Source organism: Frigoribacterium sp. MEB024 (genome assembly GCF_000878135.1).
Lineage (GTDB): Bacteria > Actinomycetota > Actinomycetes > Actinomycetales > Microbacteriaceae > Frigoribacterium.
Genome location: NZ_JXQZ01000076.1, coordinates 1 through 24,433, shown reverse-complemented (window position 1 = coordinate 24,433; position 24,433 = coordinate 1). Strand labels below are relative to the sequence as shown.

General features: G+C 70.0%; 23 protein-coding genes and 1 tRNA gene. 15 read left to right on the top strand and 9 right to left on the bottom strand.

Going from position 1 to position 24,433, the window contains the following annotated elements:
- Positions 1-40: 40 nt before the first annotated feature.
- The 3 genes from mscL to SZ60_RS13045 form a co-directional block, all read right to left on the bottom strand.
- Positions 41-535, bottom strand: coding sequence for a large conductance mechanosensitive channel protein MscL (mscL, locus tag SZ60_RS13055; RefSeq protein WP_043596580.1), 495 nt, complete (start codon positions 533-535; stop codon positions 41-43).
- Between the two features lie 95 nt (positions 536-630).
- A complete protein-coding gene (locus tag SZ60_RS13050) occupies positions 631-1,074 on the bottom strand; it encodes an FmdB family zinc ribbon protein (protein ID WP_043596573.1) in 444 nt (147 codons plus the stop codon).
- 26 nt (positions 1,075-1,100) lie between these two features.
- Positions 1,101-1,679 carry a 5-formyltetrahydrofolate cyclo-ligase gene (locus SZ60_RS13045; protein ID WP_043596571.1) on the bottom strand — a complete coding sequence of 193 codons (579 nt, stop codon included), beginning with the start codon at positions 1,677-1,679 and terminating at the stop codon, positions 1,101-1,103.
- Positions 1,680-1,727: 48 nt separating this feature from the next.
- Here SZ60_RS13045 and galU point away from each other — a divergent pair, with 48 nt between their 5' ends.
- The 7 genes from galU to SZ60_RS13005 all read left to right on the top strand — a co-directional run bounded on the left by galU (position 1,728) and on the right by SZ60_RS13005 (position 7,833).
- Complete coding sequence (galU, locus tag SZ60_RS13040) at positions 1,728-2,642, top strand: UTP--glucose-1-phosphate uridylyltransferase GalU (RefSeq protein ID WP_369700709.1); 915 nt, start codon at positions 1,728-1,730, stop codon at positions 2,640-2,642.
- A 16-nt stretch (positions 2,643-2,658) separates the two neighbouring features.
- Positions 2,659-3,306: a GNAT family N-acetyltransferase gene (locus tag SZ60_RS13035; RefSeq protein WP_043596567.1), complete on the top strand. Its 648-nt coding sequence runs from the start codon at positions 2,659-2,661 to the stop codon at positions 3,304-3,306.
- 115 nt (positions 3,307-3,421) lie between these two features.
- Positions 3,422-4,474, top strand: a complete 1,053-nt coding sequence (locus SZ60_RS13030; protein WP_043596579.1) for a hypothetical protein — start codon at positions 3,422-3,424, stop codon at positions 4,472-4,474.
- Between the two features lie 67 nt (positions 4,475-4,541).
- Positions 4,542-4,617 (top strand) — tRNA-Ala (locus tag SZ60_RS13025).
- A 217-nt stretch (positions 4,618-4,834) separates the two neighbouring features.
- A complete protein-coding gene (locus SZ60_RS13015) occupies positions 4,835-5,038 on the top strand; it encodes a hypothetical protein (RefSeq protein ID WP_043596564.1) in 204 nt (67 codons plus the stop codon).
- Between the two features lie 130 nt (positions 5,039-5,168).
- On the top strand, positions 5,169-6,134 hold the full coding sequence (locus tag SZ60_RS13010) for a DUF4190 domain-containing protein (RefSeq protein WP_043596562.1): 966 nt from the start codon (positions 5,169-5,171) through the stop codon (positions 6,132-6,134).
- A 100-nt stretch (positions 6,135-6,234) separates the two neighbouring features.
- Entirely contained in the window at positions 6,235-7,833 is a 1,599-nt protein-coding gene (locus SZ60_RS13005; protein WP_369700708.1) for a methyltransferase, read from the top strand.
- Positions 7,834-7,935: 102 nt separating this feature from the next.
- Here the strand turns inward: SZ60_RS13005 and SZ60_RS13000 are convergent, their stop codons facing one another.
- Positions 7,936-8,526, bottom strand: coding sequence for a TetR/AcrR family transcriptional regulator (locus tag SZ60_RS13000; protein ID WP_043596561.1), 591 nt, complete (start codon positions 8,524-8,526; stop codon positions 7,936-7,938).
- Positions 8,527-8,603: 77 nt separating this feature from the next.
- On the opposite strand from SZ60_RS13000, the gene SZ60_RS12995 reads away from it, so the two are divergent.
- Positions 8,604-11,117 (top strand): beta-glucosidase, encoded by a 2,514-nt coding sequence (locus SZ60_RS12995; protein ID WP_082060142.1) that lies wholly within the window; start codon positions 8,604-8,606, stop codon positions 11,115-11,117.
- 78 nt (positions 11,118-11,195) lie between these two features.
- On the opposite strand, the gene SZ60_RS12990 is transcribed toward SZ60_RS12995, so the two are convergent.
- Positions 11,196-12,098, bottom strand: a complete 903-nt coding sequence (locus tag SZ60_RS12990; RefSeq protein ID WP_043596559.1) for an NAD(P)-dependent oxidoreductase — start codon at positions 12,096-12,098, stop codon at positions 11,196-11,198.
- A gap of 248 nt (positions 12,099-12,346) precedes the next feature.
- Here SZ60_RS12990 and SZ60_RS12985 point away from each other — a divergent pair, with 248 nt between their 5' ends.
- The gene (locus SZ60_RS12985) at positions 12,347-12,529 is read left to right on the top strand and encodes a hypothetical protein (protein ID WP_043596558.1); all 183 of its coding nucleotides are present in this window, start codon (positions 12,347-12,349) and stop codon (positions 12,527-12,529) included.
- A 20-nt stretch (positions 12,530-12,549) separates the two neighbouring features.
- On the opposite strand, the gene SZ60_RS12980 is transcribed toward SZ60_RS12985, so the two are convergent.
- The gene (locus tag SZ60_RS12980) at positions 12,550-13,047 is read right to left on the bottom strand and encodes a flavin reductase family protein (protein ID WP_043596556.1); all 498 of its coding nucleotides are present in this window, start codon (positions 13,045-13,047) and stop codon (positions 12,550-12,552) included.
- A 505-nt stretch (positions 13,048-13,552) separates the two neighbouring features.
- On the opposite strand from SZ60_RS12980, the gene SZ60_RS12975 reads away from it, so the two are divergent.
- The gene (locus tag SZ60_RS12975) at positions 13,553-16,123 is read left to right on the top strand and encodes an RNA helicase (protein WP_082060141.1); all 2,571 of its coding nucleotides are present in this window, start codon (positions 13,553-13,555) and stop codon (positions 16,121-16,123) included.
- A gap of 69 nt (positions 16,124-16,192) precedes the next feature.
- On the top strand, positions 16,193-16,954 hold the full coding sequence (locus SZ60_RS12970) for an SDR family NAD(P)-dependent oxidoreductase (protein WP_043596555.1): 762 nt from the start codon (positions 16,193-16,195) through the stop codon (positions 16,952-16,954).
- Between the two features lie 119 nt (positions 16,955-17,073).
- Here the strand turns inward: SZ60_RS12970 and SZ60_RS12965 are convergent, their stop codons facing one another.
- The 3 genes from SZ60_RS12965 to SZ60_RS12955 all read right to left on the bottom strand — a co-directional run bounded on the left by SZ60_RS12965 (position 17,074) and on the right by SZ60_RS12955 (position 19,874).
- A complete protein-coding gene (locus SZ60_RS12965) occupies positions 17,074-17,607 on the bottom strand; it encodes a ribonuclease H (RefSeq protein WP_043596554.1) in 534 nt (177 codons plus the stop codon).
- A 120-nt stretch (positions 17,608-17,727) separates the two neighbouring features.
- Positions 17,728-18,558 carry an aldo/keto reductase gene (locus SZ60_RS12960; RefSeq protein ID WP_043596553.1) on the bottom strand — a complete coding sequence of 277 codons (831 nt, stop codon included), beginning with the start codon at positions 18,556-18,558 and terminating at the stop codon, positions 17,728-17,730.
- A 107-nt stretch (positions 18,559-18,665) separates the two neighbouring features.
- On the bottom strand, positions 18,666-19,874 hold the full coding sequence (locus tag SZ60_RS12955) for an MFS transporter (protein ID WP_043596551.1): 1,209 nt from the start codon (positions 19,872-19,874) through the stop codon (positions 18,666-18,668).
- 328 nt (positions 19,875-20,202) lie between these two features.
- Between SZ60_RS12955 and nrdH the strand changes: the two genes are divergently transcribed.
- The 4 genes from nrdH to nrdF all read left to right on the top strand — a co-directional run bounded on the left by nrdH (position 20,203) and on the right by nrdF (position 24,175).
- Positions 20,203-20,436: a glutaredoxin-like protein NrdH gene (gene nrdH, locus SZ60_RS12950; RefSeq protein ID WP_043596549.1), complete on the top strand. Its 234-nt coding sequence runs from the start codon at positions 20,203-20,205 to the stop codon at positions 20,434-20,436.
- Positions 20,437-20,517: 81 nt separating this feature from the next.
- The gene (gene nrdI, locus SZ60_RS12945) at positions 20,518-20,937 is read left to right on the top strand and encodes a class Ib ribonucleoside-diphosphate reductase assembly flavoprotein NrdI (protein ID WP_043596547.1); all 420 of its coding nucleotides are present in this window, start codon (positions 20,518-20,520) and stop codon (positions 20,935-20,937) included.
- A gap of 32 nt (positions 20,938-20,969) precedes the next feature.
- Positions 20,970-23,075, top strand: coding sequence for a class 1b ribonucleoside-diphosphate reductase subunit alpha (gene nrdE, locus SZ60_RS12940; RefSeq protein WP_043596574.1), 2,106 nt, complete (start codon positions 20,970-20,972; stop codon positions 23,073-23,075).
- Between the two features lie 98 nt (positions 23,076-23,173).
- Entirely contained in the window at positions 23,174-24,175 is a 1,002-nt protein-coding gene (gene nrdF / locus SZ60_RS12935; RefSeq protein ID WP_043596546.1) for a class 1b ribonucleoside-diphosphate reductase subunit beta, read from the top strand.
- Positions 24,176-24,433: the final 258 nt, after the last annotated feature.

The following is a 24,433-nucleotide window of genomic DNA, read 5'->3' as shown; positions in this document are numbered from 1 at the left end:
CCCCGCCACGAGATCTCGTGGCGGGTTCGTCGTGTCGGGCTCAGCGGCTGCCGAGCGGGCCGTTCTCGCTGTGCGGGTCGCGCGACTCGAGCACGGGTGCGGCGTGTGAGCCGCCGCTGACGGCCGGTGCGGCCTGGGCACGCAGCAGGTCGCGGATCTCGCTGAGCAGTTCGACGTCGGTCGGCGGGACGTCGGCCGGGGTCTCTTCCGCCTTCTGCTTGGCGAAGGTGCGCTTGAGCAGGTTGTTCACCGGCAACACGAGCACGAAGTAGACGACGGCCGCGATGATCAGGAACTGGATCGCGGACCCGATGACGGCGCCGAACTTCAGCTGGGCCTCGCCGCCGTCGAGCGTCGGGATGGTGACGATGAGCGCCTCGTCGAGCATGGTCGCGTTGAACGCGGCACCGATCAGCGGGTTGAACACGTTGGTCACGAGCGACGTCACGATGGCCGTGAAGGCCGCACCGATGACGACCGCGACGGCGAGGTCGATGACGTTGCCGCGCAGGATGAACTCTTTGAAACCCTTCACGGGCGACTCCTTCTGATCCGACGAGATGAGGTTCTCGACGTCCAGCAAACCACGGAGGCGCGCTCGGGTGATCCCGTCGGTCGCCTTCGGCGCGGTCAGGACGAGCGGGACGACCCGCCCGACGAGCTCGAACCGGACGAGCTCGAACCGGACGAGCCGGAGCCCGACGAGCCGGAGCCCGATGAGCCGGAGCCCGACGAGCCGGAGCCCGACGAGCCGCTGCCGGACGAGGACGAACCCGACCCGCTGCCCGAGGTGCCCGACGAGGACGAGCCGCTCGCGCCTCCTGAGGTCTTCTCGGACGAGCCGGACGACGATCCCTTGTCGCCCGAGCCTGACGACCCCGAGCCCGACGTGCTCTTCGAGCGCGAGTCGGTGCGGTAGAAGCCCGACCCGTTGAAGGTCACGCCGACGGGGCTGAAGACCTTGCGCAGCTTGCCCTCGCAGACCGGGCAGACCGTGAGGGTGTCGTCGGTGAACGACTGCACGATGTCGAACGCGTTGTCGCACTCGGTGCAGCGGTACGAGTAGGTGGGCACGGAGGCGCTCCTGAGGGAAGGCGAGTCTAGAACTCGTGGATGCCGGAGGGGGTGACGACGCCGTCGACGGGCTGGTCGTGCCGCTCTCGGGGCACCGACTCGACGTACTCGGGGTCGAACACCACAGCATAGACGGGCGGGCGGCGCTCCATCGAGCCGAGGGTCTTGTCGAAGTAGCCACGGCCCCAGCCCATGCGCATGCCGCCGTGGTCGATCGACGCCGCGGGCACGACGATCAGGTCGACGTCGTTGACCGCCATCGGGCTGAGCACCTCGCCGACGGGCTCGGGCAGGTCGAACAGGCCGCGGGTCTCGCTCTCGCCGTCGCCCACCGCCCAGTCGAGCAGGCCGTCGGCCCGGGTGATCGGGAACAGCACCCGGACGCCGTTCGCGAAAGCCCAGTTGAGGAACGGTCGCGTGTTCGGTTCGACGTCGGTCGACAGGTAGGCCGCGATCGAGCGCACCGACAGGCCCGTGGCGAGGTCGGTGAGGTGCCGGGTGATGCCCTCGGTGGCCTGGTCCCTCTCGTGTGCACCCAGGGTGCGACGCTTCTGGCGGATCTCGGCTCGCAGGGCGCGTTTGGCGTTGCCGACGTCGTCAGTCATGACGACGAGCTTAACCGTCCGACTATTAACCTCCGCGAAACGTCGGGGATGGATACGCTGACCCGCATGGGCTTCACGATTTCTAAAGCAGTCATTCCCGCCGCGGGCCTGGGGACACGATTCCTGCCCGCCACGAAAGCAATGCCGAAGGAGATGCTGCCGGTCGTCGACAAGCCGGCGATCCAGTACGTCGTCGAAGAGGCCGTCAACGCCGGCCTCACCGACGTCCTGATGATCACGGGCCGCAACAAGAACGCGCTCGAGAACCACTTCGACCACGTCAGCGAGCTCGAAGAGACGCTGAAGAAGAAGGGCGACCACGACAAGCTCGCCAAGGTCAACCAGTCGACCGACCTCGCCGACATGCACTACGTGCGTCAGGGCGACCCGCTCGGCCTCGGCCACGCGGTGCTCCGCGCCAAGATGCACGTCGGACGCGAGCCGTTCGCCGTCCTGCTCGGTGACGACATCATCGACGCCCGCGACCCGCTGCTCACGCGCATGGTCGAGGTGCAGGGGCAGAAGAACGCCACCGTCATCGCCCTGCTCGAGGTCGACCCCTCGCAGACCCACCTTTACGGCATCGCCACGGTCGAGAAGACCGACGAGGACGACGTCGTCAAGGTCACCGGCCTCGTCGAGAAGCCGGCACAGGGCGAGTCGCCCTCGAACCTGGCGATCATCGGCCGCTACGTCATCCGCCCCGAGGTCTTCGACGTCCTCGAGAAGCAGGAGCCGGGCAAGGGCGGCGAGATCCAGCTGACCGACGCCCTGATGAAGATGGCCGGCGCCGAAGAGTGGACCGGCGGCGTGTACGGCGTCGTGTTCCGTGGCCGTCGCTACGACACCGGTGACAAGCTCGACTACATCAAGGCCATCGTGCAGCTCGCCTCCGACCGGGACGACATCGGTGGCGAACTGCGCCCGTGGTTGCAAGAGTTCACCGCCGGGCTCGAGAAGTAAGCAGGCGACACGTTCCGTGACGAACATCCCCACGCTGACGGAGGGGGCGGTGACCATCCGCCCCCTCCGTCTCCGTGACACCCGCGACCTCGACCAGGCCCTGATGGAGAACAGGTCGTGGCTGCGGCAGTGGGAGGCCACCAACCCGAACGGCTTCACCAGCCACGACGTGCGCGGCAGCATCCGGTCGCTGCAGACCAACGCCCGGGCGGGGCTCGGTCTGCCCTTCGCCATCGAGCTCGACGGCCGGTTCGTCGGCCAGCTCAACGTCTCGGGCATCGCCTACGGCTCGCTCGGCTCGGCCACCATCGGCTACTGGGTGACCCAGGCGGCGGCGGGCCACAACGCGACGCCGATCGCGGTGGCCCTCGCGACCGACCACTGCTTCCGGGCGCTGGGGCTCCACCGCATGGAGATCTGCATCCGGCCCGAGAACGCCCCCAGCCTGCGCGTCGTCGAGAAGCTGGGCTTCCGCTACGAGGGTCTGCGGCGGCGGTACATCCACATCAACGGGTCGTGGCGCGACCACTTCTGCTTCGCGTTGGTCGCCGAAGAGGTGCCCGAGGGGGTCCTGCGTCGCTGGACCACGGGAGCCGTGCCGGTCGGGCAGGGCAGCGTGCCGGCCGACGCCCTGGCCGAGGCCGGACGCACGCTGCCGCTGTAGCGACTCCGCCCGCTCGGGTCCTCCGTCGGGCCGCGAAGCGGATCCGTCCCGCGACACGCGGACACACCTGTCGATCAGCGGCCTCCGGGGCCCGCCCGCTCATACCTTGGTCACCATGAACATCGAGTCGTGGGGTGGAGGCGTCGTCCTCGCTCTCGTCGCCGCGCTCTGGCTCGTCTACCTCGTGCCCACCTGGCAGCGTCGACGCGAGTACCTCGCGACCGAACGCAACGCCGTGCGGCTGCAGCAGACCCTGCGCATCCTCGCCCAGACGGCCGAGGTCCCCGACGAGGTGCGCATCGAGGCGAACGCCCGCTCGGTCGCCGACGCGCAGAAGATCCTGCGACACGAGGAGGCGCGGCGGGAGGCCCTGAGGCGTGCGCACGAGGCGGCGCGGCAGCGTGCCGTCACCCGCGAGCTCGCCGCGGCCGCCCCCGTGCTGCGGGCCGCCGACCGCGATCCCGCCCTCGCCGCCCGTCGGCTCCGGCGCTCGCGCCTGGTCTCGACCGTGGTGCTCGCCGTCAGCGTCGTCGCCGTCGTCGGCGGCGTCGCCGCGGGTCTGACGTCGTCGTGGGTGGTGGTCGTCGCCGGCCTCGTCTTCGGTGCCGGCGCGGTCGCGATGCTGACGCAGCTGGCCGCCGTGTCGCGTGCGCGCGCCCGCCGGGCGGTCGTCGCACCCGTGGCGCAGCCGCTCAAGGACTTCTCGGGCGTCATGGGCGACGGTGTCATCGTCCGCGACGACGAGGCCTCGGCCGAGTCCCGGCTGTGGACGCCCGTGCCCGTCCCGAAGCCCCTCTACCTGCGACGCGGTCGACAGCGTCCCGCCCCTGCCGCGTCGGCGGACGCCGCGTCGGCGGAGGACGCGGCAGCCGTGATGCAGCAGGACTCCCGGCGCTCGGTCGAGTCGCTGCGTTCCGCGCAGCACGACGCCCTGCGCGAGGCCGCCCGGGCCGAGGCCGCGCTGCAGTCGACGCGACGCGCGTCCGTGGCCCGCACCGCGCCTCCTGCCCCCGTCGCGGCTCCCGCCGTCCCCGCCGAGGAGGCGCGGGTCGAGCCGGTCGCACCCCCTCGCCCCCCGAGTCGCTTCGCCCGCATGGGCATCATCGACGACCTGCCGCAGTCGGACTTCTCGCTCGACGAGGCGCTGCAGCGCCGTCGCGCCGTCTGACCCCCGGAGCGCCCGGCCCGGGTTCTTCCGGTGGTCGGCGAGGTGCTATCGTGGCAGAGCAGTTTCTGGGGCTATGGCGCAGTTGGTAGCGCGTCTCGTTCGCAATGAGAAGGTCAGGGGTTCGAATCCCCTTAGCTCCACCACATCAGGCCCGGGTCGATCACGACCCGGGCCTTTCTCGTGTCGGCTGCCGCCGAGACCCCGCGACCTCGCCGAGACCCCACGACCTCGCCGAGACCCCGTGACGCGTCCGGTGGTCTCGGCGACTTCCTGGGGTCTCGCCTCGGCGCCGCGGCCCGCGACCTGATGTATCCGCTGTGAGCGGGCGCGGCAGGGGCGGGGCGGTCGTAGCATCCGGGCATGTCCCTCGCAGTCAGCATCGTGCAGCACGACGAACACGATCACCCCGTCTGGTACCTGCAGTACTCGTACGCCCGCGCCCTGCCCGGCGCGCCGGCCCGGGGGCCGTACCACTCCCGATCCGAGGCCGAGGAGGCGCTGCACCACCTGCGCGACGCAGCCCACATGTACGGCGAGTTCGAGATCTCGGTGCTGCCGGCCTGATCGACCCTGAGGGGCGCGTGACCGCCGAGAGGTTGCGCAGGGTGAATCAAATACGACAGATCGGTAACGAAAACCGGTCGCACAGCCTGTTCGGCCCGTCGGATCCCCGAAGTCACGACATGCTTGCCTCATGAGCACTCCGCAGCCGCCCTACGGTTCGTCCGACGAACCCCGTGACCCCCGCGACGAGAACGGACGCGGCGACCAGACGCCTCCTCCGTCGGCACCCGTGCCTCCGCAGCCGACGTACGGCACGACGCCCCCGCCGAGTGCACCCCAGCCTGCCTACGGTGCCCCGCAGCAGCCCTACGGTGGGCAGTCGCAGCAGCCGTACGGCGGCCAGCAGGCGCCCTACGGTGCCGCCCCGACCGGAGCTCCGGCCTACGGCGCGCCCCCGCAGTCGCCGCAGGGCGGCAACGGGCTCGGCATCGCGTCGATCGTCGTCGGTGGCGTCGGGCTGTTGCTGTCGTTCATCGGGTTCGGCGTGATCCTCGCGATCGTCGGCCTCGTGCTCGGCATCATCGCGCTCGTGAAGAAGAAGGGCGCGCGCATGCTCGCCCTGATCGGCACCATCGTGTCGGGCCTCGGCGTGCTCATCGGCCTCGCCGTCGTGATCGTCGGACTCGTCATCGGGCTCGCCTCCGTCCAGGCCGTCAACGACTCCCTGCCCACGAGCGGCTCGATCGACTCGGGTGACTCCGGTTCGGCCGACAGCGACGCCTCGGCCGAGAACAACGCCTTCGGCGACACCTTCACCTACGACGACGGCGTCGCCGTGACGGTCTCGGCCCCCGAGGCGTACACGCCCGGCGAGTACTCGAGCGGCGCCGACCAGGCGGCCTCCGTGGTCTTCACGGTGACGATCGAGAACGGCACCGACGCGAACTTCGAGCCGATGCCCTACGAGACGGCCACCTCGGGCGGCGTCGAGGCCAGCAAGGTCTACGACTCCGACATCGAGAGCTCGCCCACGACGGTCGTCCCGGCCGGCCAGACCATCACCTACCGCATCGTGTTCTCGGTGGCCGACGCCGACCAGATCGTCTTCCAGATGTCGCCGTCGTTCGACTACGACGACGTGGTCTTCACCAGCTGACCCGTCCCGCGTCCACCGGCCGGAGCCCCCGTCGTCCCACGACGGGGGCTCCGTGGCGTCCCGGTGACCGGCGCCGCGCCTCCTGCACCATGATGGTCGGGTGCCTCCGACGACCCCCACCGACGACTCGACGCCCCACCTCTCGATCGATCCCGAGGCGCTCGCACGGCTGAGGGCCGACCTGGCGTCGTCCGGGTTCACGGTCGAGCGGCTGCAGGGAGCCGACGCCTGGGGTTCGCAGGCCGGTGCCGCACTCTTCCGCGGCGAGCGGGTCGCCGCCCGTCGTGCCCTCGCCCGCAGTGCCGCGCGCGACGAGTCGCTGCGTCCGGCCGCCACGCTCGCGTCGCTGTTCGTGCTCGGCTACCCACAGGACGTCGACGCGGTCGTCGACGCCTTGCCGACCATCGGCGTCGAAGGTGCGGTCGCCCTCGGGCTCGTGGCGAGCGAGGGCGACTCGGTCCGTGCGCTCGTCGACCTCCGCCCGTACTCCTTCGTCGACGCCTCGGGCGAGGCGAGCTGGTGGATCGCCTCCGACCTCGGCGAGCTCGTCGTCGAGGGGGCTCTGCGCGAGGACCACGTGCTCGGCGTCGGGGGAGCCTCGGCCACGCTCGCCGGCCTGATGATCTCGCGCCAGGTCGACCGGGCGCTCGACCTCGGCACGGGCTGTGGCATCCAGGCCCTGCACGCGGCCCGGCACGCGCGGCACGTCGTGGCCACCGACATCTCGCAGCGCGCCCTCGACTACGCCGCGTTCAACGCCGCGCTCAACCTGGTCGACGGCATCGAGCTGCGCCTCGGCAGCCTGTTCGAGCCCGTCGCCGGCGAGGCCTTCGACCACATCGTCTCGAACCCGCCGTTCGTCATCACGCCGCGGGCCGAGGGCGTGCCCGAGTACGAGTACCGCGACGGCGGCATGGTCGGCGACGACCTCGTCGCCTCGGTCGTCGAGGGCCTCGGGCGCCACCTCGCACCGGGCGGCGTCGCCCAGCTGCTGGGCAACTGGGAGTCCGGAGGCGCGGGTGCGGTCGCCGGCAAGAAGGGGGCGTACTCGGTCGCCGACTGGGCGGCCCGTGGTGGCGTGCCCGTCGACGTCTGGGTCGTCGAGCGCGAGGTGCAGGACCCGACCGCGTACTCCGAGACCTGGATCCGAGACGGCGGCACCCGTCCCGGCTCCGCGGACTTCGAGCGCCTGTACGAGGCGTGGCTCGGCGACTTCGAGGCCCGGAGCGTCGTCGAGGTCGGCTTCGGCTACCTGACGGTGCGGCGACCCGTGGACGACGCGAGCCGGCCCGTGGTGCGCACGGAGCGCCTCCTGGGCGGTCTCGGTCAGAACGACGTCGGTCTCGGCGCCCACCTGCTCGGCACGCTCGACGCGATCGAGCTGCTGCGCGACCTCGACGACGAGCAGCTGGCCGCGCGCCGACTGGTCGTCGCGGGGGACGTCACCGAGGAGCGACACTACTGGCCCGGCAACGACGACCCCACGGTCATCTCGTTGCGACAGGGCGGCGGCTTCGCCCGGACGGTCGACTCGGGCACAGCCCTGTCGGCGCTGGTCGGCGCCTGCGACGGCGAGCTCAGCGTCGGCGCGATCGTCGGCGCCCTCGCCCAGCTGCTCGGGGCGGACGAGGCCGCGTTGCGGTCGGAGCTGCTGCCGCAGGTCCGCGAACTGGTGACGACGGGCATGCTGCGGGCCTGAGTCGGTCGGGCGTCCTGAGCCGGACGGACGTGCTGAGCCGGACGGGCGAGCCGGGTGCCGTTCGCCGGGCCGGGCGGGTCCGCCGACACCGGCTCCGACGGGTCAGGCCGGGGTCGCCACCGCGGCCAACGCCAGGCGCCAGACGAGCTCGACGTGTTCGGCCATGTCGGTGGCGGGGTCGAGCATCCACTGGATCTGCATGCCGTCGCTGACCGCGAGCAGCACCGTCGCGAGGCGGGTGGGGTCGACGCCCGCCGGCACCTCTCCCCGCCGCTGGCGGATGGTGATCGCGTCGGCGGCCTGGGTGCGGAGCGAGGCGTACCGCTCGACGAAGTACGCGTGGGCGGCGTGGCTCGGGTCGCTCGTCGCGGCCGTCGACATGCTGGCGAACAGCTGGACCAGCCCGGGCACGTCGGCGTTGTGCCGGATGACGGTGATCAACTGCTCGACGATGTCCGCGTGGGGGTCGGCGAGGGCGAGGTCGACCTCGTCGCGTCGACGGAGGATGGCCGTGAACAGCTCGTCCTTGCTGTCGAAGTAGTGCAGCAGCCCGGCCTGGCTGAGGCCGACCGAGTCGGCGAGTTCCTTCACCGACGTGCCGCGGAAGCCGTTGCGGGCGACCACGTCGAGCGCCGTGTCGAGGATCTCCGTCCGCTTGGCCACACCCTTCGCGTACGAACCCCGTTGTGCCATGCGGTCAGGCTAGCGCGAGCGTCGGGGGTCGGGCCCGAAACCCACCGTCACTCGGTTTTCGCTGGTAGCGTCACGTCATGACCCTCCACCACGACGGCGACGCGGCCGACGACCAGGCACGAGAAGACCACGCACGACACGACCGGGCACGACACGACCAGGCCCGACTCACCGAGCTCCTCGGGCGGCTCACCCTCGACGAGAAGGTGCAGCTGCTCACCGGCCGCGACTTCTGGACGACCCACCCGAACGAGACGATCGGCCTGCGGCGCATCCTGGTCAGCGACGGCCCCAGCGGGGTCCGTGGCGAGGTGTGGGACGAGCGCTCGCCGTCCCTGAACCTGCCCAGCGCCTCCTCCTTGTCGTCGTCCTGGGACCCCGACCTGGCCCGCCGCTACGGTGCCGCGGCCGCCGTCGAGGCCCGCCGGAAGGGCGTCGACGTCGTGCTCGGCCCGACCATCAACCTGCACAGGTCGCCCCTCGGCGGTCGGCACTTCGAGGCGTTCAGCGAGGACCCCGTGCTCACCGCCGAGCTCGCCGCGGCGTACGTCCACGGCGTGCAGGACAACGGCGTCGGCGCGACGCCCAAGCACTACGTCGCCAACGACTACGAGACCGACCGCTTCACCGCGAGCACCGTGGTGGGCGACCGGGCCCTGCGCGAGCTCTACCTGCTGGCGTTCGAGAAGGCCGTCACCGAGGCGCACGCCTGGCTGGTCATGTCGTCGTACAACTCGATCAACGGCGTCACGGCGACCGAGAACGAGCTGCTCGAGACCCCGCTGAACAGCGAGTGGGGCTTCGACGGCGTCGTGGTCAGCGACTGGACGGGCGTCCGCAGCGTCGAGAGCGCGAAGCACTCGCAAGACCTGGTGATGCCCGGCCCGGACGGCCCCTGGGGCGACGCCCTCGTCGCCGCCGTGCGCGCGGGCGAGGTGTCCGAGGACGCGATCGACCGCAAGGTGCTGCGCCTGCTGCAGCTCGCCGCCCGCGTCGGTGCCCTCGAGGGCTTCGAGCCCGTGGCGGCGACGCCGACCACGGTCGAGGACGGCATCGCGTTCGTCCGCGAGGCCGCGGCCGACGGCACCGTCCTGGCCCACGACCGAGGAGGCGCGGTGCCGGTCGACCCCTCGACCGTCCGGTCGATCGCGGTCGTCGGCCACAACGCCCGCTTCGCCCGCACCCAGGGCGGCGGCAGCGCCACCGTGCTGCCCGAGAAGGTCGTCACGCCCGTCGAGGGCATCGAGGAGGCCTTCCCCGACGCGACCGTGACGTACTCGGTCGGTGCCGTCGTGCAAGAAGGGGTGGCCGAGCTGCCCCTCGACCGCATCACCAACCCCGAGACGGGCGAACCCGGCGTGCGCGTGTCGTTCCGCTCGGGCGACGACGAACTGTTCGCCGAGGACCGCAGGGCCACCGCGCTCGTCTGGTTCGGTGGCGACGCACCCGTCGAGCGCAGCGACACCGTGCGGTTCTCGACCCGGTACACGCCCGAGGTCACGGGCGAGATCCTGCTCGGCGTGGCCTCGGTCGGCCACTCGGTCATCCGGGTCGACGGCGAGGTCGTACTCGACGGCACGAGCGAGGCCGTCGGCGACGACCTCGGTGCGGCGTTCCTCGCGCCGCCGTCGCAGTCGGCCGCCGTGGCGGTCGTCGAGGGGCGGCCGATCGACGTCGTCGTCGACCACACCATCGGGGCGAGCGCACTCGGCGGAGCCCTGAGCTACACCTTCGGCATCGAGCCCGACGACGGCGACCCGGCCGGGCTGATCGACGAGGCCGTCGCGGCCGCGGCGGCCGCCGACCTGACGATCGTCGTGGTGGGCACGAACAGCAAGGTCGAGTCCGAGGGTTTCGACCGCACCTCGCTCGGCCTGCCCGGCCGTCAGGACGAGCTCGTCTCGCGCGTGGCCGCGGCCGCCGCGACGACGGTCGTCGTCGTCAACGCGGGCTCGCCGGTCACCATGCCCTGGCGTGACGAGGTCGACGCGCTCTTCCTCACCTGGTTCGGCGGTCAGGAGTACGGCCACGCGCTCGGCGACGTCCTCACTGGTGCCGTCGAGCCCGGCGGCCGCCTCCCCACGACCTGGCCCGCCACCCAGGCGGACGTGCCCGTCATCGACGTCGCCCCCGTCGACGGCGAGGTCGTCTACGACGAGGGCATCCACATCGGCTACCGCGCCTGGCTCAAGGCCGGGACGACGCCGGCCTACCCGTTCGGGCACGGTCTCGGCTACACGACCTGGTCGCTGTCGGGCCTCGACACGACCCCGTCGGTCACCGCGGGAGGCGCGGTGCAGGTGGCCGTCGACGTCACGAACACGGGCGCTCGCGAGGGCAAGCACGTGGTCCAGGTCTACGCCTCGCGTCCCGACTCCGTGGTGGACCGTCCGGTGCTCTGGCTGGTCGGGTTCGCGCCGGTCGTCGTGCCGGCCGGGGAGACGAGCCGTGTCGAGGTGACCGTCCCGGCCCGGGCCTTCGCCGACTGGCGGGACGGGTCCTGGGCCCACGAGCCGGGTGCGTTCACGCTGCACGTCGGCTCGTCGGTGGCCGAGCTGCCGCTCGAGGCGACGGTGGTGCTCGAGGGGTGAGGCGCGCTCCGTGACGCGACGCACGCCTCCTGGTCCGGCGGATCAGGAGGCGCGGGTCGGCGGTGCGGGCGGCGAGCGTCAGCCGCGGTGGTTGCCCGTGCGCTCGCCCCACTCGCGCCACGAGAACTCGGGCACGAAGCCGAGCAGGTCGCGGGCCTTGTCGCTGCTGAGCAGCGGCTCGACGCCCTCGACGGCCCGGCGCTTCTCGACCTGCGGCCAGTACTGCTCGGCGAGCACGGCCGTCGGCGTGTTCATCACGGTGTCGGACGCCGCGATGATGAACGCCTCGAAGCCGACGAGGTCGCTCTCGAGCGCCTTCCGCACGGCCTGGGCGCCGTCGCGGGCGTCGATGTACGAGAACAGGTTGAAGGTGCGCTTCTCGGGCGTCTCGTCGAAGGGGTACTCCGAGTAGTCGCCGTCGTCCATCACGTTCGAGAACCGCAGGCCGATCAGCTTCAGCTGACGGTCCCAGCGCGTGAAGTGCCGCGCCATCTCTTCCTCGACGGCCTTGCCGAGCGAGTACGACGACTCGGGTCGCACGGGGTACTCCTCGTCGAGCGGCAGGTAGGGCGGGTCGATGTCGAACGGGATGCCCAGCAGGGTCTCGCTCGAGGCCCAGACCACGTTGCGGATCTTCGCGGCGCGGGCGGCGGCGAACACGTTGTAGCTGGAGGTCACGTTGTTCGTGAAGAGGGCGGCGTTCGGCACGAGGCCCGGGGCCGGGATCGCGCCGAGGTGCACGACGGCGTCGATGTGGTCGTACCGGTCGTCGACGCTCGTGAGGGCCTGGGCGACCTGGCCGTAGTCGGTCAGGTCGACCTTGACGAACACGACGCCCTCGACGGGGTCGGGGCTGGGCACGCGGTCGAGCAGGACGACCTCGTAGCCGTGCTCGGCGAGGTCGCGCACGACGGCACGGCCGAGCTTGCCGCTGCCGCCGGTGACGGCGACACGGGTGGTGGGGGTGCGGGGAGACGACATCGTCGGCCCTTTCTGCCGGGCGCCCGGCGGGTCTGGAGGTGCGGGGATGGGGCTGCGCGCCTCCCTCGTTTCTACTAGTCGGCGGCCGTCCGTGGTCGGACGCGGGTGGTCGGCTCGACTGGCTCCGGACTCCCTCTCGACTCCCGGGAGGTGCGGTGCCGGTCCCGACGCGCTGGGAGCCGTCTCGGAGGTGCCGGGGTAGGTTCGGGCGCACCGGGGTCGAGCGTCGGCCCCCGAGAGAGGCCCCCATGAGCACGCCCACGAACCCCGCTGACCACGACGCCGACGCGCGCACCGACCCGGCCGCCGTTCACGGCGACTGCCCCGACGAGGTCGAGTTGAACGGCGAGTCCCCGGCCGACGAGGCCGCCGTCGAAGGCGCCGTCGACCAGGTCGACGGTCTGCTCGGAGGCCCGGGGCGCATCGCCTGAGCCGTCGGCCCCTCGGCCCGTCAGCCGATCGGCTGCAACGAGTGGAAGGCGGTGCCGTGGTAGACGAGCGGTGCGGCCGTGTCGTCGACCTCGGCGCCGAGCACCTGCAAGATGACGACCACGTGGTCTCCGGCCGGCACCTCGCGGTGTACGACGCACTCGAGCCGCAACGGGGTGCCCGACACCAGGACGGCCCCGTCGTCGGTGACGACGTGGTCGACGCCGGCGAAGCGGGCGGCCCGGGTGCGAGACGAGAGCTGGCGACAGAGCAGACCCTGGTCGGCGGCGAGCACCGAGACGCCGAGGCTCGGTGCCGTGCGCAGGCGGGCCCACGTCGCCGAGTCCTGACGTGCGGCGAAGGTCACCATCGGCGGGTCGAAGGACGCCCCGACCGTGAAGCTCGAGACGACCATGCCGTCCGGGCCGTCGATCCCGGTGGCGGCGAGCGCGGCGACCCCGCTCGGGAAGGCGGCGAACGCCGAGCGTTCGACCGGGGCGAGCGACGTGGTGCGGGTCATCGGGGCTCCCGTCGTGAGATGTGAACCAAGTGGTTCATCCGCGACCGTAGCCGTCGGGTGTTTCATCCGGATTACGAGGTCTTCCAATCACCTGGAAGTCACCCACCCCCGCGGGGGCTGTCCGAGGTACGGTGTAGTGCGCTCACCGGCTGGTTACCGGGGCGCCCGTTCCCGACAAGCGGCCGTCGAACGCAGCGTGGTCTCCTGATCCGACTTCGTGAGGTCCTCGGCCGTGGGTCCGGTGGGCACGCCCTGGTCCGAGTTCTGCTCGTCGACCGGGGCGTGCCCTCTTCTCGTCCCTGGTCCCTGCCGTCGTCGTGGACAGAGCGTCCTCGCAGTCGCGCAGCGCGCCTCCTCGTGATTTACTTGAGTTCCCCTCACCTCGTGGAGGTTCAGGGCACGAGGCCGGGGGCCGGTCGCGGGGGCGCCGTCCCGCCCCCGCGGCCGGACGACCCGCCTGTGATCGTCGCCGGCGGCCCGGTCGATGGTGCAGGGTTGACTCATCATGTCGCCCGCTCCCGTCGCCCCCCTCGCCGCCCTGCTCCCGTCGACGCCGGGCGCCGATTCGTACGACGCCGACACGGCGTACACGGCCTTCGCCGAGTGGGCCGAGTCGCGCGGGCTGCCCCTCTACCCGGCGCAGGACGAAGCGATGATGGAGCTCGTCGGAGGCGCGTCGGTGATCCTCAGCACGCCGACGGGCACCGGCAAGTCGCTCGTCGCGGCCGGCGCCCACTTCGTCGCCCTGAGCCAGGGTGGACGGTCGTACTACACGGCCCCGATCAAGGCCCTGGTCAGCGAGAAGTTCTTCGCGTTGGTCGAGCTCTTCGGGCCCGAGAACGTCGGCATGGTGACCGGCGACTCGTCGGTGAACGCCGACGCGCCGATCATCTGCTGCACCGCCGAGATCCTCGCGAACCTGGCTCTGCGGCACGGGGCCGACGCGGACGTCGACCAGGTCGTCATGGACGAATTCCACTTCTACGGCGACCAGTCGCGTGGGTGGGCCTGGCAGGTGCCGCTCTTGTTGCTGCCGCGCGCGCAGTTCCTGCTCATGTCGGCGACCCTCGGCGACGTCACCCGCATCACGGACGACCTCGCGCGGCGCACGGGGCGGCCCGTCGCGCGGGTCACCGGCGTCGAGCGTCCCGTGCCGCTGCACTACTTCTACGCGCAGACACCCGTGCAGGAGACGGTCGAAGAGCTGCTCTCGACGGGCGAGGCCCCCGTCTACGTCGTCCACTTCTCGCAGGCCGCGGCGCTCGAGCGGGCGCAGGCGCTCTCGAGCATCAAGGTCGCCAGCCGTGAGCAACGGGACGAGATCGCCGAGCTGATCGGCGGGTTCCGGTTCAGCACGGGCTTCGGCAAGACCCTGAACCGTCTCGTGCGTTCGGGCATCGGCGTGCACCACGCGGGCATGCTGCCCAAGTACCGTCGCCTGGTCGAGCAACTCGCGCAACGCGGCCTGCTGCGGGTCATCTGCGGCACCGACACCCTCGGCGTCGGCATCAACGTCCCGATCCGCACGGTGCTGTTGACGGCGCTGACCAAGTTCGACGGCACCCGCATGCGTCAGCTGAGCGCACGCGAGTTCCACCAGATCGCCGGACGGGCCGGTCGTGCGGGCTACGACACCTCGGGCACGGTCACGCTGCAGGCACCCGAGCACGAGATCGACAACCTCAAGCAGATCGAGCGGGCGGGCGACGACCCGAAGAAGAAGCGCAAGATCGTCCGCAAGAAGGCGCCCGACGGGTTCGTGTCCTGGGGCGAGCCCAGCTTCACCAAGCTGATCGCCGCCGAGCCCGAGGCCCTGACCTCGCACATGCAGGTCACCCACGCCATGCTGCTCAACGTCATCGGTCGCGGCGGCGACGTCTTCGCGAACGTGCGCTCCTTGGTCTTCGACAACCACGAGCCGCTCGCCAAGCAGTACGCGATGGCGCGGCAGGCCATCTCGATCTACCGCACGCTGCGCACCGCCGAGGTCGTCGTGCAAGAGGCCTCGCCCGACGGGGGAGCCCCGACCATCCGCCTGACGGTCGACCTGCAGGCGAACTTCGCCCTGAACCAGCCGTTGTCGCCCTTCGCCCTGGCGACCTTCGAGGTGCTCGACGTCGAGTCGCCCACCTACGCGCTCGACATGGTCTCGGTGGTCGAGGCGACGCTCGACGACCCGCGGCCGATCCTGTCGCAACAGCAGTTCAAGGCCCGGGGCGAGGCCGTGGCCGCGATGAAGTCCGAGGGCATCGAGTACGACCAGCGCATGGAACTGCTCGAGGAGGTCACCTGGCCCAAGCCGCTCGACGAGTTGCTGACGGCCCTGTTCGAGACGTACGCGGCCTCCCAGCCCTGGATCGGCGACTTCGCGCTCAGCCCCAAGTCGGTCGTGCGCGACCTGTACGAGCGCGCGATGACCTTCGGCGACTTCGTGAACTTCTACGGGCTGGCCCGCTCCGAGGGCCTCGTGCTGCGCTACCTGTCGGATGCCTTCCGCGCCCTGCGCCAGACCGTGCCCGACGAGGCGAAGACCGACGAGCTGGTCGACGTCATCGAGTGGCTCGGTGAACTCGTGCGGCAGGTCGACTCGAGCCTGCTCGACGAGTGGGAAGAGATGGTGAACCCGCGCGAGGTCGAGGCCCACGACGAGATCGTGCCTCCGACGCTGCGCAACCTCACCGCCAACGCCCGGGCGTTCCGCATCATGGTGCGCAACGAGCTGTTCCGTCGCGTCGAACTCGCCGCCCGGGACGACGCGGACGCCCTGGGCGCCCTCGACGCGGGCTCGGGCTGGGACGCCGACCGCTGGGGCGAGGCCCTCGACCGGTACTACGACGAGTACGACTCCATCGGCACGGACGCCGAGGCCCGGGGGCCGCAGATGCTGCAGGTCGAGCAGCTGCCCACGGTGTGGCGGGTGCGGCAGATCCTGGCCGATCCCGAGGGCGACCACGACTTCGGCATCTCGGCCGTCGTCGACCTCGCCTCGAGCGACGAGCGGGGCGAGGCCGTCGTGACGGTCACGGCCGTCGGGCCGGCCTCCGAACGGAGCCGACCGTCACCCGTCGAGGGGTAATCTCGTAGGGTCCTGCCCCACCCCGGCAGCCGACCAGCTCCACCCGCGTTCCACCACGAAGAGGTCGCCATGTCTCGTCTGTCCGGCAAAGTCGCCATCGTCACCGGGGCAGCCTCGGGCATCGGCGAGGCGATCGTCCGTCGGTTCGCCGACGAAGGGGCCCGGGTCGTCGCGACCGACATCGTCGACGGGGCGGCCGTGGCGGCCGAGACGGGGGCCGAGTTCGTGCAGCACGACGTCGCCAACGGCGGCGACTGGAAGCGCGTCATGGACCGCATCGCCGAGCACTACGGCCGACTCGACGTCCTGGTGAACAACGCCGGCATCGTCTCGGGCCAGTCGATCGACGTCACCCAGCTCGAGAGCTGGAACCGCGTCTTCGCGGTCAACGTCACCGGCGTCATGCTCGGCACCCGCTTCGCCATCGAGCAGATGCGAGCGAACCCCGACGGCGAGGGCGGGTCGATCATCAACCTGGCCCCGGCGACGTCCTTCCTCGGCTTCGGCGACGACGCGGCCTACACGGCGAGCAAGCACGCCCTGGTCGGGCTCACCCGGTCGAGTGCCGCCCACGCCGCCCAAGAGGGCTGGAACATCCGCATCAACTCGCTGCACCCCGGCCCGACCGACACCGCACTGTTCCGCCGCCAGGTCGAGGCCCAGCCGCAGGTGCTCGACGCGTTCCGCGCGATGAGCCCGCGGGGTCGACTCGCCAAGCCCGACGAGGTCGCCGGGCTCGCCCTGCACCTCGCGAGCGACGATTCGGCCTTCTCGACGGGCGCGCAGTTCGTCGTCGACGGCGGACTCTCGAGCACGCACCCCTCGATGTAGCCGCGCCGCGCCGTGCCGTGCCGCGGTACGGCACGACACACCACGGCACGGCGTTTCGTGCACGGCACCGCGTCTGGATCAGGTGCGGTGCACGATTCGCGGTGCGGTGCGTCGCGGGATCAGAAGAGCGTCGCAGGAGGCGCGGGCGGGGTCGCCGGTGCCGCGATCGGGTCGGTCGTCGCGACCGGTGCCCCCGGCCACCCGGGCCCGGACGGCACCTCGGTGCGGTTCTGGAACGCCGTGGCGGCGCCCCGGGCCCGCACGTCGGCCGCCTCGTTCATCTCGTGGCCGACGTGGCCGCGGACCCACTCGAAGCGGACCTTCCGGCCGGCCAGGGCGGCGTCGAGCTCTTTCAGGATCTCGACGTTCAGCACGGGCTTGCCGTCTGCCTTCCGCCAGCCCTTGCGCTTCCAGCCGGGCATCCACTCGGTGCAGGCCTTGATCGTGTACTGGCTGTCGCAGAGGATGTGCAGGTCGTCGTCGGTGCCGGCGGTGGCGCGCAGCAGCTCGAGCACGGCGGTCAGCTCGCCCTGGTTGTTCGTCGCCCGTGGCCAGCCGCCGGCGGCCCATCGCTCGTCGTCGACGTACCAGGCCCATCCGGCGGGGCCGGGGTTGCCGAGGGCCGATCCGTCTGCTGCGGCGGTGATGGTCATGCGGGGTGCTCCTTGCGTCGACGGGTTGCCGGTCCACGGTAACGTGCCGGGCGCGACCGACCGGACCCGCGCCTCCTGCAGGGGTGTCGGGATCGGGCGGCGGTGTCGCGGTCGACCGGGTCAGCCGTTGTGGTCGGGGTGCGAGCCCGTGCGCTCGCCGGTCTCGATGCCCGCGATGGCGGCGAGGTCGCCCGCGTCGAGCTCGAAGCCGAAGACGTCGAGGTTGGCGCGGATGCGCGACGGCGTGACCGACTTGGGGATGACGACGAGGCCCTGCTGCAGGTGCCAGCGGATCGTCACCTGGGCCGGGGTGACCCCGTGCTTCGCGCCGATGCGCACGAGCGCGGCGTTGTCCAGGATGCGCCCTCGCGCCAGGGGCGACCACGCCTCGGTGACGATGCCGTGGGCGGCGTCGAAGGCGCGCAGCTCGTGCTGCTGCAACCACGGGTGCGCCTCGACCTGGTTGATGGCCGGCACGACGTCGGTCTCGGCCATCAGGCGTTCGAGGTGGGCGACCTGGAAGTTGCTCACGCCGATCGAGAGCGCCCGGCCCTCGGCCCGGATCGTCTCGAGGGCCCGGTACGTCTCGACGTACTTGTCCTGCTTCGGGGCGGGCCAGTGGATCAGGTAGAGGTCGACGTGGTCGGTGCCGAGCTTCGTCAGGCTCTCGTCGAACGAGCGGAGCGTCTCGTCGTAACCCTGCGCGGTGTTCCAGACCTTGGTCGTGAGGAAGACCTCGTCACGGGGAACGCCGGACGCCGCGAGGGCACGTCCGACGCCTGTCTCGTTGGCGTAGAACTCGGCGGTGTCGAGGTGGCGGTAGCCCTCGCCGAGGGCGGTCTCGACGACCCGTTCGGCCTCGTCGTCGGCGACCTTGTAGACGCCGAGGCCAAGCTGGGGGATCGTGCGGCCGTCGTTGAGGGTGATCTGGGGCACGTCGATGGAGGGCATGCCCTCAACTCTGCCAGCGTCCGACCCACCCGTGTCGCCGGGCCTCGGCGACCGTCCGGTGAACGCTGCGTGCCGGGCCCGTCGCCCCGTGGACGAGGAGGCGCGGGTCAGCTCGTCTGGACCGGCACCGGTTCGGTGTCGGGCAGGGGACTCGCGTCGCGGCCGCGGAGGTCGGGCAGGGCCTTGTGGAACGCGGCGCCGACGACCATGCCGACGAAGGCGAAGCAGGCGGCCACGATGAGTCCGCCCTGGCCGCCGACGTGGTCGATCGCGAAGCCGGCGATGGCCGAACCCAGGGCCGAGCCGATCAGCTGGCCCGTGCCGGCCCACCCGTAGGCCTCGGCCGTGTCGCTGAACTTCACGCTCGACGACACGATCGCGAACATCACGGCGAGGGCGGGGGCGATGCCGACGCCCGCGATCAGCAGCGTGATGCTGATCGGCCACAGGCCCGTCGCGAAGATCGCGAGGGTCATGCCCACGAAGACGATGGCGATGCGGCGGGCGAGCGCCCACGGGCCGACCGGGACGTGCCCGAGGGCGAGGCCACCGACCAACGACCCCGCGGCGAAGATCGCGAGGGCGATGCCCGAGTCGGCGCTGCCCTCGCCGAAGAGCGCGACGACTCCCGCCTCGACCGCGGCGCAGGCACCGATGAGCAGGAATCCGGCGACGGTCGCGAGCAGCACGGTCGGCCGCGCGAGCACCTTGCCGAAGGCCCGCTTGCTGCGGGGGATGCGGACGCGTCCGACCTCGGGCGACGCGATGAACCAGATGCCGCCGCCCACCAGGAAGGCCGCGGCGAGCCAGATGGCCTCTCGGGTGCCGATCTGCGTCCCGACGAAGGTCGTGATGACCGGGCCGGCCACCCAGATGATCTCTTGCGCGGACGCGTCGAGCGAGAAGAGGGGAGTGAGCTGGTTCGAGGTGACCATCTTGGGGTAGATGGTGCGGACGGCCGGCTGGACGGGCGGCACGCTGAGGCCGGTCACGAAACCGAGCGCCATGAACACCGGCACCGAGAAGTCGTACAGGGTGAAGGTGACCATCGTGATCAGGCAGACGATCAGCGTCAGGGTCAGGACGGGGCGCATCGCCCACCGACCCATCCAGCGGCTGGTGAGCGGGCCCGAGATCGCCTGGCCGATGCTCGTCGCGGCGAGCACCAGGCCGGCCGCGGCATACGAGTGGTGCACGTGCTCGACGTGCAGCAGGAACGCGAGCGACAGCATGCCGAACGGGAAGCGCGCGGTCAGCTGGGCCGCGATGATGCGCGAGACGCCGGGCGTCTTCAGCAGGGTCGAATAGGTGCTCACGAGGGGACAAGTCTACGAGTGGGGCCAGGGTGCGCGACACGCCGTGGTCCCGAACTGGGGACACGGATCGACGAGTGTCGGTGGTGGGGACGAACATGTGGAGAACAGCCCAGAACCGGGGAGAACCGCCCTCGTTCTGTGCAAAACGTGTGCGGTTCCCTGTGGAGAACTCCGTGAGACGAACTACAGGCGTGTAACACCGCATCTAGTTGTGGGGGCAACTCCGGGCCACTAGATGTAGTATCGAAGAGTCGCCACGGGCACTACGCCCCGAGGCTTACGAACCACCGATCCGGCCTCAGGGGCCGGCCAGAACACAGGGGATCCCATGGCCATCACCGTCTACACCAAGCCGTCCTGCGTCCAGTGCACGGCCACCTACCGAGCCCTCGACAACAAGGGCATCGAGTACGACGTGCTCGACGTCACCGCCGACGACGCCGCTCTCGAGAAGGTCCGCGCCCTCGGCTACATGCAGGCCCCCGTGGTCATCGCCGACGACGACCACTGGAGCGGTTTCCGCCCCGACAAGATCGCCGCCCTGGCCGCCAAGGTCGACTAGTCGACCGGGCGCCCCGCGCCCGACCAGCAGGACCGTGACCCGGGGCCCGGCCCCACCTCACCTCGGAGGCGATGACTCGACGTGACGAACGAACTCGTCTACTTCTCGAGCGTCTCGGGCAACACCGACCGCTTCGTCAAGAAGCTCGGTCTGCCGGCCCAGCGCATCCCGCTGTTCCCGTCCGAGCCGCCGCTCCACGTCCGAGACCCCTACGTCCTCGTCCTGCCGACCTACGGTGGCGGCGAAGGGCGAGGCGCCGTCCCGAAGCAGGTCATCCGGTTCCTCAACGACGAGGGCAACCGGCGCCTCATCCGAGGCGTGATCGCGGCGGGCAACACCAACTTCGGAGAGGGCTACTGCCTGGCCGGCGACATCGTCTCGGCCAAGTGTGACGTTCCCCTTCTCTACCGTTTCGAAGTCTTCGGAACACCAGACGACGTACAAGCCGTACACACAGGATTGGAAGAATTTTGGACGCAGCAGTCGATGACCTCGAAGTGATCGCCGCACCGGGGCAAGGGCTCAGCTCGGGGATGGACTACCACTCCCTGAACGCGATGCTGAACCTCTACGGCCCGTCCGGCGAGATCCAGTTCGAGAAGGACCGCGAGGCGGCGAAGCAGTACTTCCTGCAGCACGTCAACCAGAACACGGTCTTCTTCCACAACCTGCGCGAGCGCCTCGACTACCTCGTCGAGAACGAGTACTACGAGGCCGCGACCATCGAGCGATACGACTTCGCGTTCATCGAGAAGCTGAACGACCTCGCCTACTCGAAGAAGTTCCGGTTCCAGACCTTCCTCGGTGCGTTCAAGTACTACACCTCGTACACGCTCAAGACGTTCGACGGCAAGCGCTACCTCGAGCGCTTCGAAGACCGAGTCGTCATGACCGCCCTCGGTCTCGCCCAGGGCGACGAGGCACTCGCCGTCGACCTGGTCGAAGAGATCATCGCGGGCCGCTTCCAGCCGGCCACGCCGACCTTCCTCAACACCGCGAAGGCCCAGCGCGGCGAGCTCGTCAGCTGCTTCCTGCTGCGCATCGAAGACAACATGGAGTCGATCTCGCGCGGCATCAACTCGTCGTTGCAGCTGTCGAAGCGCGGTGGCGGCGTCGCCCTGTCGCTCTCGAACATCCGCGAGGCCGGCGCGCCGATCAAGCAGATCGAGAACCAGTCCTCCGGCATCATCCCCGTCATGAAGCTGCTCGAAGACAGCTTCAGCTACGCGAACCAGCTCGGTGCCCGTCAGGGTGCCGGCGCGGTGTACCTCAGCGCACACCACCCCGACATCATGCGGTTCCTCGACACCAAGCGGGAGAACGCCGACGAGAAGATCCGCATCAAGACGCTGTCCCTCGGCGTCGTCGTGCCCGACATCACGTTCGAGCTCGCCAAGAACAACGAGGACATGTACCTCTTCTCGCCGTACGACGTCGAGAAGGTCTACGGCGTCCCCTTCGGCGACGTGGCGATCAGCGAGAAGTACCGCGAGATGGTGGCCGACTCGCGCATCAAGAAGACCAAGATCAAGGCGCGCGACTTCTTCCAGACGATCGCCGAGATCCAGTTCGAGTCGGGCTACCCCTACATCGTGTTCGAAGACACGGTGAACAAGGCGAACCCGATCAAGGGCCGCATCAACATGTCGAACCTGTGCTCCGAGATCCTGCAGGTCAACACGCCCACCACGTTCAACGAAGACCTCTCGTACAACGAGATCGGCAAGGACATCAGCTGCAACCTCGGCTCGATGAACATCGCCCTCTCGATGGACGCGCCCGACCTCGGCAAGACCGTCGAGACCGCGATCCGCGGCCTCAGCGCCGTCAGCGACATGAGCCACATCACGTCGGTCCGCTCGATCGAGGTCGGCAACGACCAGTCGCACGCCATCGGCCTCGGCCAGATGAACCTGCACGGCTACCTGGCCCGCGAGCGTGTGCACTACGGCACGCCCGAGGCGATCGACTTCACGAACATCTACTTCTACACGGTGCTGTTCCACGCCCTGCGCGCCTCGAACACCATCGCGATCGAGCGTGGCGTCACCTTCGGCGGCTTCGAGGACTCGACCTACGCGTCGGGCACCTTCTTCGACAAGTACACCGAGACCGAGTGGAAGCCCGAGACCGAGCGGGCGGCGGCACTGTTCGCCGACGCCGGCGTCGCGATCCCCACGCAGGACGACTGGCTCGCGCTCAAGGCCAGCATCATGCAGCACGGCATCTACAACCAGAACCTCCAGGCCGTGCCGCCGACCGGGTCGATCTCGTACATCAACCACTCGACCTCGTCGATCCACCCGATCGCGTCGAAGATCGAGATCCGCAAAGAGGGCAAGCTCGGCCGCGTGTACTACCCGGCGCCGTTCATGACGAACGACAACCTCGAGTACTACACCGACGCGTACGAGATCGGGCCCGAGAAGATCATCGACACCTACGCCGCGGCGACGCAGCACGTCGACCAGGGCCTGTCGCTCACGCTCTTCTTCAAAGACACCGCCAGCACGCGCGACATCAACAAGGCGCAGATCTACGCATGGCGCAAGGGCATCAAGACGATCTACTACATCCGTCTCCGCCAGCTCGCACTCGAGGGCACCGAGGTCGACGGCTGCGTCAGCTGCATGCTCTAGGCCCTGCGCCCCGAGTCCTTGCGCCACCCGGCGCGGGCCGGTCTCGACGACCGGCCCGCGCCTCCTGAACTCACGCTCTTCCCTCTGAAAGGCACGTCATGACCATCACCGATCCGGTGCACGCCACCGGCAAGTCGGTCCCGCTGATCTCGTCGGTCAGTGCGATCAACTGGAACCGCATCCACGACGACAAGGACGTCGAGGTCTGGAACCGGCTGGTCAACAACTTCTGGCTGCCCGAGAAGATCCCGCTGTCGAACGACGTCCAGTCGTGGAACACGTTGACCCCCGAAGAGCAGCAGATGACGATGCGGGTCTTCACCGGCCTGACGCTGCTCGACACCATCCAGGGCACCGTCGGCGCGATCAGCCTGATCCCCGACGCGATCACCCCGCACGAAGAGGCCGTCTACACGAACATCGCGTTCATGGAGTCGGTGCACGCCAAGAGCTACTCGTCGATCTTCTCGACCCTCGCGTCGACCCCCGAGATCGACGACGCCTTCCGCTGGTCGACCGAGAACGTCAACCTGCAGAAGAAGGCCCAGATCGTCCTCGACTACTACACGGGCGACGACCCGCTGAAGCGCAAGGTCGCCTCGACGCTGCTCGAGTCGTTCCTGTTCTACAGCGGCTTCTACCTGCCGATGTACTGGTCCTCGCGCGCCAAGCTGACCAACACGGCCGACCTGATCCGCCTGATCATCCGCGACGAGGCCGTGCACGGGTACTACATCGGCTACAAGTTCCAGAAGGGTCTCGAAGGCGCCTCGGACGAGCGCAAGCAAGAGATCAAGGACTACACGTTCAACCTTCTCTTCGAGCTCTACGAGAACGAGATCCAGTACACGCAAGACCTCTACGACGGCGTCGGCCTCAGCGAAGACGTCAAGAAGTTCCTGCACTACAACGCCAACAAGGCGCTGATGAACCTGGGCTACGAGCCGATGTTCCCCAAAGAGACGACCGACGTGAACCCGGCGATCCTGTCCGCGCTCTCGCCGAACGCCGACGAGAACCACGACTTCTTCTCGGGGTCGGGTTCGTCGTACGTCATCGGCAAGGCCGTCAACACAGAAGACGAGGACTGGGACTTCTAACCCACCCCCGCACCACGCAGCAGGCGTCGCCCACCCCGGGCGGCGCCTGTTCTGCGTCCGCCCGTCCTCGCTCTGCTCCGGTGTGCAATTCGCGACCGTCGAGGGGCGACACGCTGCTCATCTTCGGCCGCGAACGTTTTCGTCCACGCTGGATGTCGGGTTCGGCGCGGTACGCGGGCGCGGGGCGGTCGGGTTCGGCGCGGGGGCGGGCGTGGGGCGGTCGGGTTCGGCGCGCGGGACGCGGGCGGGGGGTCATGA

Excerpts from the sequence above, each read along its gene's own strand:
- SZ60_RS13045 (WP_043596571.1), bottom strand. The coding sequence starts at position 1,679 with ATGACTGACGACGTCGGCAACGCCAAACGCGCCCTGCGAGCCGAGATC.
- galU (WP_369700709.1), top strand. The coding sequence starts at position 1,728 with ATGGATACGCTGACCCGCATGGGCTTCACGATTTCTAAAGCAGTCATT.
- SZ60_RS13030 (WP_043596579.1), top strand. The coding sequence starts at position 3,422 with ATGAACATCGAGTCGTGGGGTGGAGGCGTCGTCCTCGCTCTCGTCGCC.
- SZ60_RS13015 (WP_043596564.1), top strand. The coding sequence starts at position 4,835 with ATGTCCCTCGCAGTCAGCATCGTGCAGCACGACGAACACGATCACCCC.
- SZ60_RS13010 (WP_043596562.1), top strand. The coding sequence starts at position 5,169 with ATGAGCACTCCGCAGCCGCCCTACGGTTCGTCCGACGAACCCCGTGAC.
- SZ60_RS13000 (WP_043596561.1), bottom strand. The coding sequence starts at position 8,526 with ATGGCACAACGGGGTTCGTACGCGAAGGGTGTGGCCAAGCGGACGGAG.
- SZ60_RS12995 (WP_082060142.1), top strand. The coding sequence starts at position 8,604 with ATGACCCTCCACCACGACGGCGACGCGGCCGACGACCAGGCACGAGAA.
- SZ60_RS12990 (WP_043596559.1), bottom strand. The coding sequence starts at position 12,098 with ATGTCGTCTCCCCGCACCCCCACCACCCGTGTCGCCGTCACCGGCGGC.
- SZ60_RS12985 (WP_043596558.1), top strand. The coding sequence starts at position 12,347 with ATGAGCACGCCCACGAACCCCGCTGACCACGACGCCGACGCGCGCACC.
- SZ60_RS12980 (WP_043596556.1), bottom strand. The coding sequence starts at position 13,047 with ATGACCCGCACCACGTCGCTCGCCCCGGTCGAACGCTCGGCGTTCGCC.
- SZ60_RS12975 (WP_082060141.1), top strand. The coding sequence starts at position 13,553 with ATGTCGCCCGCTCCCGTCGCCCCCCTCGCCGCCCTGCTCCCGTCGACG.
- SZ60_RS12970 (WP_043596555.1), top strand. The coding sequence starts at position 16,193 with ATGTCTCGTCTGTCCGGCAAAGTCGCCATCGTCACCGGGGCAGCCTCG.
- SZ60_RS12965 (WP_043596554.1), bottom strand. The coding sequence starts at position 17,607 with ATGACCATCACCGCCGCAGCAGACGGATCGGCCCTCGGCAACCCCGGC.
- SZ60_RS12960 (WP_043596553.1), bottom strand. The coding sequence starts at position 18,558 with ATGCCCTCCATCGACGTGCCCCAGATCACCCTCAACGACGGCCGCACG.
- nrdH (WP_043596549.1), top strand. The coding sequence starts at position 20,203 with ATGGCCATCACCGTCTACACCAAGCCGTCCTGCGTCCAGTGCACGGCC.
- nrdE (WP_043596574.1), top strand. The coding sequence starts at position 20,970 with ATGGACTACCACTCCCTGAACGCGATGCTGAACCTCTACGGCCCGTCC.
- nrdF (WP_043596546.1), top strand. The coding sequence starts at position 23,174 with ATGACCATCACCGATCCGGTGCACGCCACCGGCAAGTCGGTCCCGCTG.